The organism is Microbacterium sp. S1037 (genome assembly GCF_048381605.1).
Lineage (GTDB): Bacteria > Actinomycetota > Actinomycetes > Actinomycetales > Microbacteriaceae > Microbacterium > Microbacterium testaceum_B.
The window spans coordinates 1821453-1838696 of the sequence record NZ_JBLWIG010000001.1 but is presented as its reverse complement, the minus strand read 5'-3'; the positions used below and the strand labels follow the sequence as shown (position 1 = coordinate 1838696).

The following is a 17244-nucleotide window of genomic DNA, read 5'->3' as shown; positions in this document are numbered from 1 at the left end:
CCGGGTCTAGCACACCCAGGCCCCATGCAGCCCGGGACATACATCGCGGCTTATCCTGGGGGGTACCCTTCGAGCCGACAGCGCGTCCCCTCCGCGCTCGGTTGCGCCGTCTACGCACAGGATGCGGGAGAACTCTTGCCAGGAAACGCCACGACCCGGTTCGACGATGTGGCTCTTGTATCGGTGGCGAGCGTCCTGCCCAGCCGTGTGACCACGTCGGACGATATCGAGGACCGCCTCGCTCCCGCTCTTCATCGTCTGAAGCTCAAGCCCGGCCTCCTCCGTCGGGTCGCCGGCGTCAACGAGCGGCGCAACTGGGCCGACGGCGAGTCGAGCGACGAGGCGACGATCGCCGCGGGCAAGCAGGCGCTGGCCGAGGCGGGCGTCGACCCGAGCGAGATCGGGCTCATCATCAACACCTCCGTGACCCGCAAGCACCTCGAGCCCTCGGTGGCGGTGCGCCTGCACCACGGCCTCGGCCTCCCGAGCTCGGCGATCAACTTCGACGTCGCCAACGCCTGCCTCGGCTTCATCAACGGCATGAGCCTGGCCGCCGGCATGATCCAGTCCGGACAGGTCAAGTACGCCCTGATCGTCAACGGCGAGGATGCCGATGAGATCCAGGTCAACACGATCAACCGGCTCGTGCGCGAGGACCTCGACCGCGACGCCTTCATGCAGGAGTTCGCGTCGCTGACGCTGGGCTCCGGCGCGGCTGCCGCGGTGCTCGGACGCGCGAGCGACCATCCCGAGGGACACCGGATCGTCGGCGGCGTGACGCGCGCGGCGACCCAGTTCTACGACCTCTGCGTCGGCAGCGTCGACGGCATGTTCACGGATGCCAAGGCTCTCCTCAAGGGCGGTCTCGACCTCGTCGTGTCGGCGTGGAAAGAGGCCAAGGGCGAGTTCTCGTGGACGGGCATGGACCGCTACATCACCCACCAGGTCTCATCGGTGCACACCTCGGCGATCGTCCGCGCGGCCAAGCTCGACCGTGACCGGGTGCCCGTGACCTATCCGCACCTGGGCAATGTGGGCCCGGCATCCATCCCGATCACCCTCGCCGACGAGCAGAAGACGCTGCGTCGGGGTGATCGCGTCCTGCTGATGGGAGTGGGCTCCGGGCTGAACACCGGCATGCTGGAGCTGGCCTGGTGAGGGTCACCGCCCCGGAAGCCACGCTTCCCCCCGCGGGGCTGCCCGGTCTCGACCCGGCGCTCTCGCGTCTGGTCGACGTGCCCGGCGTCGCCGCCGATGCGGGCACGACGCGCACGTGGCATGTGCTCGACACCGGCGACGCCCTCACCGAGCGCGGCCTCGACCCCGTCGGCACGATCATCGCCGTGCACGGCAACCCGACGTGGTCGTACCTCTGGCGTGCGCTCGTGAACGCCTCGCTCCGACGCGCCGAGGCCGGTGCGACGGCGTGGCGGGTCGTGGCCGTCGACCAGCTCGAGATGGGCTTCTCGGAACGCTCGGACCGCCGACGCACCCTGGCGCAGCGCATCGCCGACCTCGACGCGCTCGTCGGCGAGCTCGGCATCCGGGGTCCGATCGTGACCATCGGGCACGACTGGGGCGGTCCGGTCTCGCTCGGCTGGGCCGTCGAGAACCGCGAGCGTCTCGCCGCGGTCATCGCGCTCAACACCGCGGTGCACCACCCCGACGGTGCGCCGCTGCCCTTCGCGCTGCGCGTGGCCACCGCCCGCGGCATGCTCGCGGCAGGCACCACCGGCACCACGGCCTTCCTCGACACCACGCTCGCTCTGGCCGATCTCGACCCCGCTGTTCGCGCCGCTTTCCGCGCGCCGTACGCGACCGTCGCACGACGCCGCGGGATCGGCGGCTTCGTCGCCGACATCCCCGCGACCGCGGCTGACGAGAGCACTCCCGCGCTCCGCCGCATGTCGGCGGGGCTCCGCGAGCTCGACGTGCCCGCGCTGTTCCTGCGCGGACCGAAGGACCCCGTCTTCGGCGAGGGCCACCTCGACGACCTCACCGAGCGGCTTCCGCACGCCGACGTGCACCGCTTCGAGGGAGCGGGCCACCTCATCGCCGAGGAGCGGCCGTACGCCGACGTCGTGCTCGACTGGCTCGACGAGAAGGGCGTGGCGACGGATGCCGCGGCCCCGGGCTCCACAGCCGCCACCGCGCCACCGGCCGCCGCCGGTCACCTCTGGGATGCCCTCGACGCGCGCCGCGACGACGACGACACCGCCGTGATCGACATGACCACCGCCCGCGACGGCGAGCCGCTGCGCGTGAGCTGGCGGCAGCTGTCCGCGCGCGTCGACGAGATCGCGGCGGGCCTCGACGCTTTCGGCGTCCGGCCGGGAGACCGGGTCTCGCTGCTCGTTCAGCCCGGCCCCACGCTGACCGCCGCTCTGTATGCCTGTCTGCGCATCGGCGCGGTCGTCGTCGTGGCCGACCGGGGTCTCGGCATCCGGGGTCTGTCGCGCGCCGTCAGAGGTGCCGTTCCCGATGTGGTCATCGGGGAGGTCGCCGGCCTCGCCGCCGCGCGCGCCCTCGGCTGGCCGGGCCGCCGGATCTCGGCCGCGGCCCTCCCCGCCGCGACGTCGCGCGCGCTCGGTGTCGAGGCGAGCCTGTCGGACCTCGCCCGCGCCGGTCGCGGCCGGACGCTCCCGGAGCCGCCCGCACCCGACGCCGACGCCGCGGTGCTGTTCACCTCGGGCTCGACGGGACCCGCGAAGGGTGTCGTGTACACGCACGCGCAGCTGACGGCCCTGCGCGACACCCTCGCCGCGCACTTCGGCGTCGCCGCCGAGACGGGTCTGGTGACCGGCTTCGCTCCCTTCGCGCTGCTCGGACCCGCGCTCGGCACGCGCTCGGCGACGCCCGACATGGACGTCTCGGCCCCCCGGACGCTCACCGCGGCGGCGGTCGCGGCGGCCGTGCGTGCCTCCGATGCGCGGATCGTGTTCCTGTCCCCCGCCGCCGTCGCGAACGTCGTCGCCACCGCGAGCGCCCTCGACGCCGACGATCGCGCGGCCCTCGCGCGCGTCGAGACGTTCCTCTCGACGGGAGCACCCGTGGGCATCGAGCTGCTGCGCCGCGCGCAGGAGCTCATGCCGAACGCCGTCGCGCACACCCCGTACGGCATGACCGAATGCCTCCTCGTCGCCGACGTCACCCTGCCCGAGATCGAGAGCGCTGCGGGCGACCGCGGCGTCTGCGTCGGCCGGCCACTGGGTACGGGCCAGGTGCGCATCTCGGCGATCGACGCCGAGGGACGCGCGACGGGTGAACCGACGACGGATGCCGGGATCACGGGCGAGATCGTCATCTCGGCGCCCCACCTCAAGCGCGGATACTTCCGCCTGTACCTCACCGACCGCGAGGCGCGTCGCGGCCTGACCGACCGTTGGCACCGCACCGGTGACGTCGGCCACCTCGACGCCGACGGGAGGCTCTGGGTCGAGGGGCGCCTCCCCCACGTCATCACCACCGCCGAGGGCCCGGTGACCCCGGTCGGCATCGAACAGGATGCCGAGACCGTCGAGGCCGTCACCCGTGCCGCTGCGGTCGGGGTCGGACCGGTCGGTCGACAGGTCGTCGTCGCGGTCGTCGAGGCGGGTGCCCGGCGTCCCGGCCTCGCCTCCCCCGAGCTGACGGATGCCGTCCGCGCTGCGACGTCGCAGCCCCTCGCTGCCGTTTTGGTCGCGCCGACGCTGCCGACCGACATCCGGCACAACTCGAAGATCGACCGGTCCCGCCTCGCGGCGTGGGCCGAACGCCTGCTCGCGGGCGAGAAGCCGACGGCACCGTGAGGGTCCTCGCCACCGGCGCGTCCGGGTTCCTCGGCCGGGCCGTCGTCCGCGCCCTCCACGACGCGGGACACGAGGTGCGCACGCTCCAGCGCCGCCCGTCCGGTGTCGCCGGCGCCGACGACCGGCTCGGTTCCGTGACGGATCCGGATGCCGTGGCATCCGCCCTCGATGGGATCGACGGCGTGGTGCACCTCGCGGCCAAGGTGTCACTGGCGGGAGACCCCGCTCAGTTCCACGCCGTCAACGTCGGGGGCACGCGAACTCTGCTGGACGTCGCCGCCGCGGCGGGGGTCTCGCGGGTCGTGCACGTGTCGTCGCCGTCGGTCGCGCACGCGGGGCACGCCCTCGCGGGAGTGGGCGCGGAGCCCGCCGATCCCCGCGCCGCGCGCGGCGAGTACGCCCGCACGAAGGCCGCGGCCGAGGTGCTCGCTCTCTCGCGTGCCGGTGACGGTCTCTCGCTGGTAGCGATCCGTCCGCACCTCGTATGGGGCCCGGGCGACACGCAGCTCATCGCGCGCGTGGTCGACCGCGCCCGCCGGGGCCGGCTGCCGCTGCTGAACGGCGGCACGGCGCTCATCGACTCCACGTACGTCGACAACGCGGCATCCGGAATCGTCGCCGCCCTCGACCGCGTCGATGAGGTCAGCGGACGCGCGTACGTCCTGACGAACGGCGAGCCGCGCCCGGTCGGCGATCTGCTCGCCGGGATCTGCCGCGCCTCGGGGGTCGAGCCGCCACGCCTCAGCGTTCCCGCGGGTCTCGCCAAGGCAGCCGGGGCCCTGGTAGAGCGCGTCTGGGCCGTGCGCCCGGGCGAGGACGAACCGCCGATGACCCGCTTCCTCGCCGAGCAGCTGTCGACGGCGCACTGGTTCGACCAGACCGAGATCCGCCGCGATCTGCGCTGGGCCCCGGCGGTGTCGCTGGACGAGGGCCTGCGTCGCCTCGCGCGAGCCTGAGCCGGGCCGCTGCGCTCCCCGGCATTGCTGCGGCCCGCGTTCTCGCGCTACGCGCCGCCTACTCCCCGACGGCACATGTCCCACTTCTGACGGTCCGTGTCCCACATTTGGCCACCTGAGGCAGTGCGGACCGACCATAAGTGGGACGAGGTCCCCCTCCACCGGCCTTCAGTGCAACGCGGTTGGTTCCTGCCCCGCCCTGAGCAACCTCGTCCCACTTCTGGCGGTGCATGTCCCACTTATGGTCGCCTGCGGCAGCCTCCACCGACCATAAGTGGGACACACTCCCGACCCAGCATGAGCGGAAGGCCCGCCCCGCGAGGGGACGGGCCTTCCGGATGCCGCGGGTTACCGAGCCGCAGCGCGTCGCGCCGAAACGCGACGGGTCGGGCGCTCAGACCAGGTCGAACCGGTCGAGCTCGGTGACCTTGCGCCAGGCGGCGACGAAGTCACGGACGAACTTCTCCTTCGCGTCGTCCGAGGCGTAGACCTCGGCGAGCGCGCGCAGCTCGGAGTTCGACGAGAACACCAGGTCGACGCGGGTGCCGATCCCGACCTTCTCGCCCGAGCCGTCCTTCGTGCCCTCGAAGGCGTGCTTGCCGCTGTCGAGCGGCTTCCACGTCGTGCCGAGGTCGAGGAGGTTCACGAACACGTCGTTCGTCAGCGCGCCGGGGGTGTCGGTGAACACGCCCCAGTCGCTGCCGTCCCAGTTGGCGCCGATCGCGCGGAGACCGCCGACCAACACGGTCATCTCGGGGGCGGTGAGCGTGAGCAGGTTGGCCTTGTCGAGCAGCAGGAACTCCGCGGGCAGCCGCGCCTCGCGCGAGGCGTAGTTGCGGAAGCCGTCGGCGACCGGCTCGAGCCAGCGGAACGACTCGATCTCGGTCTGCTCCTGCGACGCGTCGGTACGGCCCGGAGTGAACGGCACCTCGACCTCGAGGCCGCCGGCGCGCGCCGCCTGCTCGACACCGGCGTTGCCGGCGAGAACGAGCAGATCCGCGATCGACACCTTCTTCTCACCCTGCGCGTCGAACTCGGCCTTGATCTTCTCGAGGGTCTCGAGAACGGATGCCAGCTGCTCGGGGTTGTTGACCGTCCAGCTCTTCTGCGGCTCGAGGCGGATGCGCGCGCCGTTGACACCGCCGCGCTTGTCGGAACCGCGGAACGTGGATGCCGCGGCCCAGGTCGTCGTGACGAGCTGCTGCACGCTCAGACCACTGTCGAGGATCTGCTGCTTCAGCGCCGCGGCGTCGGCCGCGTCGATCAGCGGGTGGTCGACGGCGGGGACCGGGTCCTGCCACACGAGAACCTCGTCCGGAACCTCGGGGCCGAGGTAGCGCTCACGCGGACCCATGTCGCGGTGGGTCAGCTTGAACCATGCGCGGGCGAAGGCATCCTGGAACGCGGCGGGGTCCTCAGCGAAGCGGCGCGAGATCTTCTCGTACGCCGGGTCGACCCGCAGGGCGAGGTCGCTCGTGAGCATGCGCGGCTCGCGGCGGCCCTCGGAGTGCGCGAGGGGCACCATGTCGGCTCCCCCACCGTTCTTCGGGCGCCACTGGTGAGCGCCCGCGGGGCTCTGGAACAGCTCCCACTCGTACGCGAACAGGATGTGGAAGAACTCGTTGTCCCAGCGCGTGGGGTGGTAGGTCCAGGTGACCTCGAGGCCACTCGTGATCGTGTCGTCGCCCTTGCCGGTGCCGTGGTCGTTCTTCCAGCCGAGGCCCTGGTCGTTGATGTCGGCGGCTTCGGGGTTGGGACCGACGTGCGAGTCGCTCGCCGCGCCGTGCGTCTTGCCGAACGTGTGGCCACCGGCGATGAGCGCGACGGTCTCCTCGTCGTTCATGGCCATGCGGCCGAACGTCTCGCGGATGTCGTTCGCCGACAGCTGGGGGTCGGGGTTGCCGTTGGGGCCCTCGGGGTTGACGTAGATGAGACCCATCTGGACCGCCGCGAGCGGGCGCTCGAGCTCACGGTTGCCCGTGTAGCGCTCGTCACCGAGCCAGGTGGTCTCGGGGCCCCAGTACACGTCGTCGTCGGGCTCCCACACGTCCTGGCGACCGCCGGCGAAGCCGAAGGTGGGGAAGCCCATGTCTTCCAGTGCGACGTTGCCGGCGAGGATCATGAGGTCGGCCCACGAGATCGCCTGGCCGTACTTCTTCTTGACGGGCCACAGCAGTCGGCGCGCCTTGTCGAGGTTGACGTTGTCGGGCCAGCTGTTCAGCGGGGCGAAGCGCTGCATGCCGGCGCCCGAGCCGCCGCGACCGTCGGTCACGCGGTAGGTGCCGGCGCTGTGCCACGCCATGCGGATCATGAGCGGGCCGTAGTGACCGAAGTCCGCGGGCCACCAGTCCTGCGAGGTCGTCATGACCTCCTTGAGGTCCTGCTTGACGGCCGCGAGGTCGAGCGCCTCGAACGCCGCCTTGTAGTCGAACCCGTCGTCGAGCGGATCGCGCAGCGCGTTGTTCTTCGCGAGGATCTTCACGTTGAGGGACTCGGGCCACCACACGCGGTTGGCGGATCCCTGGGTGGGGTGGGGCAGGGCGCCGGCGGGCTCGCTGTCGGCGGGGGCTTCGCCCACCGGCAGTCGGTTGTCGTCGGGGGCGGCTCCATCGTGGAAGACGGGGCACCCGTTCAGAGCGTCGCTCATCGGGATCCTCTCGGTTTTTCGGCTTCGGTCGTCGCTCGACAGTCGGGGCAGACCCCCCAGAACGTCACTTCGGCGGTCTGGATGGTGAACCCGCTCCCCTCCGGCACATGCAGGCACGGCGCTTCCCCGACGACGCAGTCCACGTCGTCGATGCGTCCACACCCGGTGCACACCACGTGGTGGTGGTTATCTCCCACGCGCAGTTCGAACGTGCCGGCGTGACCGGCGGGTTCGATGCGACGAGCGAGTCCCGCGTCGGCGAAGTCGCCGAGCGCGTTGTACACCGATTGCTTGCTCGTGCCCGGAAGAGAGCCGCGGATGCCGTCGTACACGGCGTCCGCGGTGGCGTGCGGCCGGGCGCGGAGGGCTTCGAGCACGGCGACCCGCGTCGCCGTCACCCGCAACCCGGCACCGCGGATGAGGTCATCCGCGGTGGCGTCCGTCCGGTCGTCGAGCATGCGACCACTGTATCTTGTTTTGAGTGAATCAAAAATGACACGCGGGGAAACGAACGGATGCCGTCAGCCCGACGTGAGCGTCGGAGTCCCCGCCTCGTACTCGGTCAGGTCACCCGTCTCGCCCGCCCGCGCGGCCCGCTTGCCGACCCACAGCATGTAGAAGAGGAACACCCCGAGCGCGGCCGCCCCGATCGCGATCTTGACCTGCCACGGCCATTCGCGCGGCGTGACGAACCCCTCGACGACCCCCGAGAGGGCGAGGGCGAAGATCAGGCCGACCGCGACCGTGGCCAGGGACCGACCCTCGACCGCCAGCGCGGCGCCGCGCGTGCGTCGGCCCGGAGCGACCCACGCCCAGAAGATCTGCAGGCCCGCGGCCCCCGCGACGAAGATCGCCGTGAGCTCGAGGAGGCCGTGCGGAAGGATGAACTGGAAGAACACGTCGGCGCGGTCGAAGGCGATCATGACCGCGGCCGATTGCCCCACCCCGATCGCGTTCTGCATCATCGCCATCAGCGGCCAGATACCCGTCACACCGAACAGCACGCACTGCGCCGCGATCCAGGCGTTGTTCGTCCACACCGACCCCGCGAAGATCGCGTTGGGATTCTCGCGGTAGTAGTTCACGAACTGCTCGTCGGCGTAGTTCTGCAGCTCGCTGCGGCTCCCGAGGGCGGCGACCGTCGCGGGGTCGCCCGAGATCCACAGGGCCACCATCGTCGCGACGACGACGAAGCCGACGGCGACCGCCAAGGTCGTCCACCGCACGCGGTACAGCGCGGCCGGCAACTGCAGGAGGAAGAAGCGCGGCATCTGCTTCAGCACGTTCTCGCGCACGCCGGTCAGCCGCAGGCGCGTGCGCGCCAGCAGGATCGAGACGTAGTCGCCCTGGGGTGTGCGGCCGGCGGAGGTCTTGATGTCGGCGAGATCGGCGGAGGCCGCGCGGTACCGCGTGACGAGTTCGTCGACCTCGCGACCGCTCAGGCGTCGCGCTCGCCCCAGTTCGTCCAGACGCGCCCACTCTTCGCGGCGAGCGGCCGTGAGGGCGTCGAGGTCCATGTGGTCAACTGTACGCATGGCTTCGTCGACGGCATCCTCACGGACCGAGGTTCGAACGCCCGCGGCGCGCGGCGTCACGCTCGTCGACACGGCCTCCGAAGAGATCCTGACCGGAGAGGCCGTCGCCCTCGACGTCCAACCGCTCGGATTCTTCCTGCGTGCCCTCGGCTGCCTGATCGACATGATCGTCGGCGTCGTGCTGCTGATCGGCGGAGGTCTGCTGCTCGTGACCATGGCGGCATCCGGATCCCTCCCGGAGAGCGCCCTGCGGATCGCCGTGATCACGCTCATCGTGCTCGTCCTCGTCGTCCTCCCCACCGCCGTCGAGACCCTGTCGCGCGGACGCAGCCTCGGCCGCCTCGTCGTGGGCGGACGGATCGTGCGCGTGGACGGCGGCGCCGCGGGTTTCCGTGCGGCCTTCATCCGCGCGCTGATCGGCGTCCTCGAGCTGTGGCTGACCCTCGGCGGGATCGCCGCGGTCGTCGGGATGTTCACCCCGCGCGCGCAGCGCCTCGGCGACCTCGTCGCGGGCACGGCGAGCGAGCGGACCCGCACGCGCCCCCTCCCCCCTCCCGCCCCGGGGATTCCGGCAGGGTGGGAGTCGTGGGCGCAGGTGGCCGACGTCTCGCGCCTGCCCGATCGCCTCGCCGCCCGGGTGTCGCAGTTCGTCCGGGGCGCCGACGTGCTCGACCCCGCCGCGCGGGTCCGTCTCGCGGCCTCGCTGGCCGATGCGGTCGCCCCGTTCGTCTCGCCGCGGCCGCAGGCCGACCCCGAGGCGTTCGTCCGCGCGGTCGCCGCCGTGCGGCGCGATCGCGAGTACCGGGCGCTCGTGATCGAGCGCGAGCGGGCGGCCGCGCTCACCGACCGCTGAGGGGCGTCAGGCCCGCAGCGTCTCGTGGCGCACGACGACCCAGCCGCGCGGCACCGAGAGCCGGTCGGCGTGGATCGCGCAGAGGTCGTGGGCGTGCGGGTCGTCGACACGCCCCAGCGGGCCCAGGGCGGCCATCTGGTCGCCGTAGTCGTAGGTGAGCGTGCTCATCGCCTCGCGGGCGCATCCCACCTTCGAGCAGAGTCTGTCGCGCATCGGGGGCAACACTAGCCCGCCGTCACCCCGTCGCTCCTGCGCCGCGCCGTCGTGCGCTCACCCTGACCGCGGTTCACGCCGTCCCGGACGACCGTAGGATGGGCGCATGGTGCGTCGACGAACCCGCGAAGCCCGGCCGGTCGCCCGCCCCTCCCGCCATGGCCGACACGGCCGCGAGAACCGCAGCCCGGTCGTTCGTCCGCCGCTCCCCCCGATCGACACCCGGGTCGAACGATTCGACGTCGCCGTCGGCGCCGCGGCGGAGTTCCTCCGCTCGGCCTGGAGCGAGCTGCGGGAGGTCTCGTTCGAGATCGGCATCATGCCCCCGGCCGCCACCGATGGCATCCCTCGATGGACGGTTCTGCGCGACGAGAAGCGCATCATCCTCTACCGCGTCCCGATCGAGCGGCTCGGCCACCCCCATCACGACGACGACCTGCACCGCCGCATGATGATCGAGGGTGCTGTCTTCCGCGCCGCCGCCGAGTACCTCGACCGCGACCCGTGGGACCTCGGCCCCGAGCGCTTCCGCTACTTCTGACCCGGCGTGGCCGCGCGCTCCGGGTGCCGCCGCGGGCCCCGCGCGCGCCGGACCACGCGTCCCCGCGCTGCCCCAGGAACCCGCGCCGGACTGGCCCATGCCCCACGCGTGCTCGGCGCTGACCGGCCCACCCTCACGCATAAACGCGATTCGCGCACAGAAACACGTGCTCCTCGCGTTTATGCGAGTGGATCGCGTTTACGGGGCGCCTGCCGCGACGCCAACGCGCTCGAACGCGGGAGAACCGCCCGGCGCAGGGAAGCGCTCCGCGCCGGGAAGCCGGGAACGCACGCTGACGCAGCCGCAACGTCTGTGGCATCCGTCGCCCCCCACTCCCGAGGCCGATGCGCCCCCGACCGCGGCACCCCGCACGCATAAACACGATTGGCGCACAGAAACACGTGCTCCTCGCGTTTATGCGAGTGGATCGCGTTTATGGTCGCCCGCCACGACGCCGACCCGCCCCAGGCACCCTTCGCGTCGCGCGACCCGAGCCATGCCCCCGCCGGGCCCCCGCCCTCACGCATAAACGCGATTCGCGCACAGAAACACGTGCTCCTCGCGTTTATGCGAGTGGATCGCGTTTATGCGCGCGGGCCGCGACGCAACCAGCGCGCACCGCCGCCCCGCCGCGCGCACCGCCGCCCACGCCGCGCGCAACCACGCGCGCGTAGCCACGCCGCGCGTAACCAAGCGCGCGTAGCCACGCCGCGCGCAACCGCGGAACGCCAGGCCTACGGCAGGACGGTCACCGCCGACTCGGCGGTGTTCGCCGGCCACAGCGGGTACCCCGCGAGGGCACCGGTCGACGAGTACGTCACCGCGCCCCGCACGGGAGTGCTCGCCTCGAGCGTGTAGACGCCCGCCGCGACGGCTGTCGAGACGGTGCCCCCGTCGGGCACGGCGAGGGTCAGCGGTGCGCTGCCGTCGGCCGGGGTGAGCGTGACCGTGGCGTCGCCGCTGCCGGCGTCCGCCGTGAGCACGAGTGCGGCACCGGCGCCCGCCGCCACCGCCACCGCACTGGGCACCGAGATCCGGGGGGCGGGGCTGTACCACGCGAAGTCGGCGCCCTGCCCGAACCCCGTCGTCGACCATGCGCCGGCGACCACGGGCTGGTCGGCGGTGATGTCGACCGTGTACGCCCCGAGGTCCACCCCCGACAGGTCGAGCGAGGTCGGCTTGCCGGCCTCGAGCGGAACGGTGCGCGGCGTGCCCGGGGTCGCCGTGCCCACCGGGACGAGCGTCACGGTCGCGGTGGCTGCGGCACCGGGGGCGAGGAGCCGCAGGACGGTCCCCGCGTCGCCGCCGCCCGCCGTCAGGATCTGCACGCCGGGGATGACCAGGTGCGTGTCCGCCTGGGCGGAGGGGGCGGCCTGGTCGACGCCGCCCGGAAGGAGCAGACGCGTGAGGCTCGCCTGCAGCGAGGCGCGCACGGGGGCACCCGACGCCGTGACACGCACGACCGGGCTCTCCTCGCCGAGCAGAAGGCCGGCCAACGGCACCACGCGCTGCGTCCCCGGCGCCACGACGAGGTTGCTGCCGCCCGGGGGCGTCGAGACACCCTGGGCTCCGTAGACGGACAGTTGCACGGTCGCGGGCACATCGCCGGGGTTGCCCAGGACGACGAGATCGTTCGCCCCGGTCGTCGTCGCGCCGGCGACCAGCCAGGACTCGGCCAGCGGAGGACGGCACGCGGATGCCGCGAACCCGATGAGGTCTTCCGAGGTCGCCGTCGCAGAGCCCGCGGCGGCGAGCGGCGCGGGCGCCCCGCCGAGAGGTTGGGCGCGAAGCGCCGTCGCATCACCCGAGCCGTCGCCGGTGGATCCGGTCAGCGCGCTGTCGACCGCGCCGCTGTCGGCCGGTCCGCTCACGACCTGCTGGGGTGCGGCCGCACTGAGCGCGCCCGCCTGTTCGGCGCTGCGCCCGAGCGCCAGCAGCGGACCGTCGCACGCGAGCACGGTGTCGGACGCGGCGGGCGTGGCCTCGATGCGAACAGGGCTCGCGGTGAGCGTAGGCCACGGCGCCGCGATGCCGGCCACCGTTCCTACGACGACGGCTCCGGCCACGACGGAGCCGGCAACCACGCGGGCGCTGGTCGTCGCCCAGCGGACGAGTCGGCGGTCGTTGGTCATCGGCTTCCTCCCGGGTTCGGGCCCACGATGCGGGGCGTGCGGCGCGCGACCCGGCGGGAGGCACCGGTGGGCACGGCCAGCAGCAGGGCGACCAGGAGGACGCCCAGCGACCCGAAGGTCACGAGGCTCTGCAGACGCGCCTGGTGGTCGTCGAGCGGTGCCCGCGGCTGCACGGGCGCGGTCACCCGCCACAGGTCGCCGCGCGAGGTGGTGCCGACGCCGTCGAGCGCGTCGCGCTGGTCGAGCGACGTCGCGGCCGCGAGGCGCGCGCCGCGGATGACGTCGTTCTCGCCGGCCGAGGCGGACTGGAGCAGGACGAATCCGATGCCCCGCTCCCCCAGGCGCTCGATGGCATCGTCCGACGAGGGGGTGGTGAGGTCGGCGGCCAACGCGGCGAGCTCGCGGTCGGCGGGCTGCGCCTCGATGCGCGTCGCCTGGACCGTACTCTGCCCGCCCACGGTGGCGCTCCCGCCCCACACGACGTCCACGCGCAGACCGTCGGCGCGCGGGTCGAGCACGATCGTGCCGATCGCGGTCGAGCCTCTCCCTTCCGCGGCGACGAAGGCCGGAAGCGTCGAGGTCGGACCGTTGGTGAGCACCGAGCGCGGGTTCGATTGATCCAGGGATGCCGTGAGCGCGGGGCTCACGGCGACGAGCAGCGCCGCGAGGGTCACGAGAGCGCCGATCGGCCGGAGCACGCGCACGCGATCGACGATCCCGGCATCCAGAGCGACCATCGCGCTGCCGACCACGCCGAGCCACGCGAGGCTGAGGCCCGCGCCGGGCCAGAGCGGCACCGCCGTGCCGTGGTCGAACGACACGGCGACCCCGACCGCCGCGAAGGCCGTCGCGAGGCCCACGGCCGCGATGATGAGCAGGGCCGACGCGGTCACCCAGCGCGGGGTGAGGACGGCCAGCAGGGCGAGGACGGCGAGCGGCGCGATCAGAAGGCCGACCCACCAGACGGGGCCGTCGATGACGCTCGCCCATCCGCCGGGATCCGAGCTCGGGAAGCCCGCGGCGAGGAGCGCGCGCCCCAGCGGGTCGGCCGAGACCTCGTTGCCCGCGTAGGGGATGCCGGGGTCGGCGAGCAGCCCCCAGGGGTTCCCGGTGCGCACCTGCGTCCACACGAGGGGCGCGAACACCACGATCGAGGGCACCACGAGCCAGACGACGCGTGCCACCCCGCGGCCGGCGACGAGAGCCACGACCACGAGAGCCGCGGACCAGAGCACGACGACGGCGGGGGCGAGTGACGGCGCGCACGCGAGCACCAGAACGAGCAGAACGGATGCCGCTCCCGCCGGTGCCCAGGCCCGATGGGCGACGCTCGCGGCGTAGAACAGCCAGGGCAGGAGCAGGTGGGCGATCAGGGCGGCGGGGCGGCCCTCGACGATCGCGGCGAGGAACGTCGGGGCGAGCGCCCACGCGACCGCGGCGGTGATGCGCAGCAGCGACGACTCGGTGACGCGCGTCGCGGCGAACCACCCGCCGAGGACGGCGAGCGGGAGCGCGAGGACCCACAGCACGACGAGAGCGCGCGAGGGGTCGCCGGGCGACAGCGTGCCGATGACCGCGATGATCGCGGAGAACGGATCGGCCGGGCCGATGGCATCCAGGCCCAGGGGGCGCTCGCCCCACGCGGCGTCCTGCCACAGCTGCGTCACCGTGGCGCGCAGGGGCGCGAGAGCGCCGCCTCCCAGCACGGGCCAGGCCAGCAGCGGGAAGAAGAGCGCGGCCGAGACCGCGAGCGCGCCGAGCACGGCCCACGCGCCTCCGCCGACGAAGAAGCGCAGTTCGGAGCGGACCGGGGCATCGGTGACACCGGCGTCCGCGGCCTCCCACCGCAGCCGCATCTCGGAGCGCGAGACGCGCAGGGGGGCGATACGGGACCAGCCGACCGAGCGGACGGCGCGGATCCGGCGCCGCGCGCGCGCCACGGCTGCGACGCGGGCCATGACGAGGATCGTCGCACCCCACTCGGGGAGCACGCGGTAGGGCACCTTCCCGATGAGGTGGAGGATCGTGCGCCACAGCGCCAGCGGGAGGAAGGACAGCCAGTGCAACGGGACGGCCGCCGCCGGTGCGTAGACGAGACGGCGGTGCAGCTGCGCGGTCCGCTCGGCGAATGCACGCCGGCGCGCGCGGCGGCGTCCGCGAGCCATCGCCGCGACGCCGTCCCCGGCGACCGCGACGCGCGCCGCGGGTACGAGGGAGACACGGTCGCCGGCCAGGCGGGCGCGGACGCCCAGATCGACGCCTTCGTCGGCACCGCCGAGGGCGGGGTCGAGACCGCCCAGCGCCGTCCAGGACTCGCGGCGGATCAGCAGTCCGCGGACGTCCGCGCCGAGGACGTCGGCGTCGCCGTCGTGCTGGCCCTGGTCGAACTCGCCCGCCGCCAGCTCGACCGTGCGCCCGTGGCGCGTGAGGCTGATACCGAGGGAGACGATCTCCTCCGGCTCGTCCCAGCGGACGAGCTTGGGAGCCGCGACCGCGAGCGACGGCGAGAGCTCGAGCGCCCCCGCGAGCCGGACGAGGGCGTCGGGTTCGGGGGCCGTGTCCTGGGCGAGGAGCCAGACCGCATCGCCCGTGAGCCGCGGGGTGGCCAGGGCGGTGGCGACGGCGAACGGAGTTCCGGCCGAGGCGGTGATGACGCCTTCGGCACCGGATGACGCGGCCAGTTGCGTCAGCTCGGGATCGGCCCCGCACAGGACGATGGTGAGCGCATCGACGGGTCGGCTCTGCGCGGAGATCGCCGCGAGCGTGCGCTTCAGATGGTGCGCGGCGGGAGTCCGGCCCTCGGGGCGGACGACGAGAATGGCGTGAACACGGGCGGGCATGGCGCAGTCAGCCTAAGCGCGCTCCCGCACGTTCGCCGACGCCGCGCCGGGGTGAGGGCGATCGCCCGGGAAGGACCGTACCGTCGGACGACGAATCAGGCGCGGCGCTTCAGCTTGCGACGCTCGCGCTCGCTGAGACCGCCCCAGATCCCGAAACGCTCGTCGTTCTGGAGGGCGTACTCGAGGCACTCGGACTTGACGTCGCACGAGGTGCAGATGCGCTTCGCGTCGCGCGTGGAGCCGCCCTTCTCGGGGAAGAAGGCCTCGGGGTCGGTCTGCGCGCAGAGCGCATCGGTCTGCCACGCGAGCGTGTTCTCTTCGACGGCGTCGATGTCGCGACGGACGCCGGGGACACCGAGGTCGACCGGATCGACGAACCAGTTGTCCGGAACACCGGACCGGTACTGCGACGTCATGTCGTCCTCCCCCACAGTCGAGCCCTCGTGACGCGGATTCGCGTACGAGTAATTACACCTGTGTCATTCGGATTGGTCAAGTCGCGGATCGTAAACCCTCAAGGCAGACCTGAACCTTCACGCGGGCCATCGGCGTGTCGCGGCTCACTCCCCCGGCATCGCGACGAACACCTCACCGCCGCTGACGACGAGGGGGCCCTCGTCCGCCGTGGCGAGCGCCGCCTGGCCGGGCGCGAACGCGACACTCGTCCCGGACGCACCGGTGACGGTCGCCTCCCCCGACACACCCACCGCGATCGAGACACCGCGCAGGGCGACCCGCGCCGGTGCCGCCGACGGTGCGACGTGCGCGAGGGCGAAGTCGGCGATGCCCGGGGCGAAGAGCTCCACACCGGAGTCGTCCGCTCGCGGCTCCAGGCGCGGCGGCGCCGCCGGGTGGAAGTCGACGAGGCCGAGCAGCTCGGCGACGTCGATGTGCTTGGGCGTCAGGCCTCCGCGAAGGACGTTGTCGCTCGCCGCCATGATCTCCACCCCCAGGCCCGCGACGTACGCGTGGAGCACGCCGGCCGGAACGAAGATCGCCTCGCCGCGGCGCAGCTCGACGAGGTTCATGAGCAGAGCCACGACGATGCCGGGGTCGCCCGGGTACTCGGCGCGGAGGTGGCGGACGAGGGCCGCCTCGGCGGCGAACTCCGGGGAGGTCACGGATGCCGCGGCCTCCACGATCTGCTCGATCTGCGGCGTGCTCGCCTCGCCGAGCGCCCAGCCGATCGCCGCGCGCAGGGCCGAGGCCGGGTCGACGTCCGCGAGGCGCTGCCGGAGCTCCCGGACGCCCTCGTCGTCGCCGAGCGCGTCGACGAGGCGCCGCGTCTGATCGAGGTCGCGCAAGCCGGCGAGCGCGGTGAAGGTGTCGCTGAGGGCGACGATGACCTCGGGCTTGTGGTTGTCGTCCTTGTAGTTGCGCGAGCCGGCGTCGCGCGCGACACCCGCGGCCTCCTCGCGGGCGAAGCCCTCGACCGCCTGGTCCTTCGAGGGGTGGACCTGAATCGAGAGCGGGGAGCCGGCCGCAAGCAGCTTCAGGAGGTACGGCAGGCGGTCGGGGGCGCCGGGCGTCGTGGGAAGCCACTCGTCGAGAGTGCGCCCCGAGCCGTCGAGCACCTGAGCGGGCGAGCCGGGGTGATCGCCGAACCACACCTCCGCTTCGGGGGCGCCCGTGGGGACACGCCCCTCGAGCTCGGCGAGGAGGGTAGGGCTTCCCCAGGCGTAGTCACGGGGCGTGTTCGAGAGGGCAACCAGCACGGGCGAAAGCCTAGCGTTCCGGCC

13 protein-coding genes are annotated in these 17244 nt (G+C 72.9%); 5 read left to right on the top strand and 8 right to left on the bottom strand.

Annotated elements, in window-relative coordinates; genetic code table 11:
- Window positions 1-135 precede the first annotated feature (135 nt).
- The 3 genes from ACMW4R_RS08220 to ACMW4R_RS08210 are packed head-to-tail and all read left to right on the top strand — an operon-like array spanning window position 136 to window position 4744.
- Window positions 136-1158: a 3-oxoacyl-ACP synthase III gene (locus ACMW4R_RS08220; RefSeq protein ID WP_058597673.1), complete on the top strand. Its 1023-nt coding sequence runs from the start codon at window positions 136-138 to the stop codon at window positions 1156-1158.
- Complete coding sequence (locus tag ACMW4R_RS08215) at window positions 1155-3788, top strand: alpha/beta fold hydrolase (RefSeq protein ID WP_418299635.1); 2634 nt, start codon at window positions 1155-1157, stop codon at window positions 3786-3788. Before ACMW4R_RS08220 ends, ACMW4R_RS08215 begins: the two co-directional genes overlap by 4 nt.
- Window positions 3785-4744: an NAD-dependent epimerase/dehydratase family protein gene (locus ACMW4R_RS08210; RefSeq protein ID WP_418299634.1), complete on the top strand. Its 960-nt coding sequence runs from the start codon at window positions 3785-3787 to the stop codon at window positions 4742-4744. The genes ACMW4R_RS08215 and ACMW4R_RS08210 overlap by 4 nt, the downstream gene beginning before the upstream one ends.
- Before the next feature lie 394 nt (window positions 4745-5138).
- On the opposite strand, the gene katG is transcribed toward ACMW4R_RS08210, so the two are convergent.
- The 3 genes from katG to ACMW4R_RS08195 form a co-directional block, all read right to left on the bottom strand.
- On the bottom strand, window positions 5139-7391 hold the full coding sequence (gene katG, locus ACMW4R_RS08205) for a catalase/peroxidase HPI (RefSeq protein ID WP_418299633.1): 2253 nt from the start codon (window positions 7389-7391) through the stop codon (window positions 5139-5141).
- Window positions 7388-7849, bottom strand: coding sequence for a Fur family transcriptional regulator (locus tag ACMW4R_RS08200; protein WP_058626234.1), 462 nt, complete (start codon window positions 7847-7849; stop codon window positions 7388-7390). The genes katG and ACMW4R_RS08200 overlap by 4 nt, the downstream gene beginning before the upstream one ends.
- Before the next feature lie 63 nt (window positions 7850-7912).
- Window positions 7913-8908 (bottom strand): stage II sporulation protein M, encoded by a 996-nt coding sequence (locus ACMW4R_RS08195; RefSeq protein ID WP_418299632.1) that lies wholly within the window; start codon window positions 8906-8908, stop codon window positions 7913-7915.
- Between the two features lie 16 nt (window positions 8909-8924).
- On the opposite strand from ACMW4R_RS08195, the gene ACMW4R_RS08190 reads away from it, so the two are divergent.
- Window positions 8925-9779, top strand: coding sequence for an RDD family protein (locus ACMW4R_RS08190; RefSeq protein WP_418299631.1), 855 nt, complete (start codon window positions 8925-8927; stop codon window positions 9777-9779).
- 6 nt (window positions 9780-9785) lie between these two features.
- On the opposite strand, the gene ACMW4R_RS08185 is transcribed toward ACMW4R_RS08190, so the two are convergent.
- Complete coding sequence (locus ACMW4R_RS08185) at window positions 9786-9992, bottom strand: DUF3499 family protein (protein ID WP_013583633.1); 207 nt, start codon at window positions 9990-9992, stop codon at window positions 9786-9788.
- A 106-nt stretch (window positions 9993-10098) separates the two neighbouring features.
- Here ACMW4R_RS08185 and ACMW4R_RS08180 point away from each other — a divergent pair, with 106 nt between their 5' ends.
- Window positions 10099-10533: a hypothetical protein gene (locus ACMW4R_RS08180; RefSeq protein ID WP_193751336.1), complete on the top strand. Its 435-nt coding sequence runs from the start codon at window positions 10099-10101 to the stop codon at window positions 10531-10533.
- 734 nt (window positions 10534-11267) lie between these two features.
- On the opposite strand, the gene ACMW4R_RS08175 is transcribed toward ACMW4R_RS08180, so the two are convergent.
- From ACMW4R_RS08175 to manA, 4 genes are all read right to left on the bottom strand, one after another.
- The gene (locus ACMW4R_RS08175) at window positions 11268-12665 is read right to left on the bottom strand and encodes a DUF5719 family protein (protein ID WP_418299630.1); all 1398 of its coding nucleotides are present in this window, start codon (window positions 12663-12665) and stop codon (window positions 11268-11270) included.
- A complete protein-coding gene (locus tag ACMW4R_RS08170; protein ID WP_058595469.1) occupies window positions 12662-15505 on the bottom strand; it encodes a glycosyltransferase in 2844 nt (947 codons plus the stop codon). Before ACMW4R_RS08170 ends, ACMW4R_RS08175 begins: the two co-directional genes overlap by 4 nt.
- A gap of 95 nt (window positions 15506-15600) precedes the next feature.
- Window positions 15601-15921, bottom strand: coding sequence for a WhiB family transcriptional regulator (locus ACMW4R_RS08165; protein ID WP_013583637.1), 321 nt, complete (start codon window positions 15919-15921; stop codon window positions 15601-15603).
- A gap of 144 nt (window positions 15922-16065) precedes the next feature.
- On the bottom strand, window positions 16066-17220 hold the full coding sequence (manA, locus tag ACMW4R_RS08160; RefSeq protein WP_418299629.1) for a mannose-6-phosphate isomerase, class I: 1155 nt from the start codon (window positions 17218-17220) through the stop codon (window positions 16066-16068).
- Window positions 17221-17244 lie beyond the last annotated feature (24 nt).